Here is a 1109-nt window from a genome sequence, read left to right as displayed (position 1 = left end):
ACCAATCTCTGGTCCTGCGAACTACCCAGTGATTTCTGGTGGTAAAGAATTTGCGTTCAAGTTTGAGCAACCAGATCTACCAATCGGAGACCTAAACGCGGGTACTGGCGGTGGCGGTACAACTGAACCAGGTTCTTGTGACACTGCTGGTTTGGTAACATACCCAAATCTGCCACAAACTGACTGGGCAGGTAACCCAAGCCACGCAAACCAAGGTGACAAAGTCATCCACAATGGTGTGGTTTACCAAGCAAACTGGTGGACGGCTTCTGAACCAGGTAGCGACGGTAGCTGGGCTACAGTATGTAACATCTAATCATTATTGATTAACTGTTATTACCTAACTTTCATAGGTACTTAAACAAAAGCGCACGGTAATTATCGTGCGCTTTTTCGTTCATGTTGTCATTTGAATTGAGGCCTTTCAGAACTGGTAGCTCTCCGGTATAACAACAATGCCTTTTTCTGAGATTTTGAAGCGTTTGGCGTCTTCAACCTTATTGATGCCGATTTGTGTATTCGGTGGTATGCGAACGTGTTTATCGACGATGCAATTCACCAGTTGGCTGCCTTCACCGACTTCTACATCATCAAAAATGATGGAATCCACAACGGTCGCGCTGTCTTGAATGCGCACATTTGATGAAATGATCGAGTGCTGGACTGAGCCGCCTGAGTTGATAACACCGGTAGCTATGATCGAGTTGATGAAAATACCTTCGTTTCCTGTTGCAGAAGAGACGGTTCTCGCTGGTGGAAATTGAGGTTCGTAAGTGCGGATAGCCCAGTTAGATTGATAAAGGTTCATCGGAGGTACTGGTTCCAATAAATCCATATTTGCTTCATAGAAGGAGTCAATTGTCCCGACATCACGCCAGTAACAATCTTTATCGACACGACCTTTGCTGCCACAAAACTTGTAAGCGTAAACCGATTCGGTGTCGATCAATTTTGGAATAATGTCGTTGCCAAAGTCATGGCTAGACGTTTCCAGTTTCGCATCTTCGGTCAGCGCTTCTTTGAGCACATCCATATCAAAGATGTAGATCCCCATTGATGCAAGGCTCTTGGTTTTATCGTCTGGGAGAGTAGGTGGGTTTTCAGGCTTC

At 45.4% G+C, this 1109-nt stretch carries 2 protein-coding genes; one reads left to right on the top strand and one right to left on the bottom strand.

Features of this window, described 5'->3' with window-relative positions:
- Nucleotides 1–316, top strand: a 316-nt coding sequence (locus R8269_RS25690) for a cellulose-binding domain-containing protein (RefSeq protein ID WP_318222972.1), incomplete at its 5' end; no start/stop codon positions are given.
- A 108-nt stretch (nucleotides 317–424) separates the two neighbouring features.
- Here the strand turns inward: R8269_RS25690 and R8269_RS25685 are convergent.
- The coding region (locus tag R8269_RS25685; RefSeq protein ID WP_318222971.1) for a sugar phosphate nucleotidyltransferase at nucleotides 425–1109 on the bottom strand (685 nt) is incomplete at its 5' end.

The organism is Vibrio sp. Vb0667, assembly GCF_033391095.1.
Note: the sequence above shows the minus strand (reverse complement) of the source record. Positions and strands in the feature narration are given on the sequence as shown.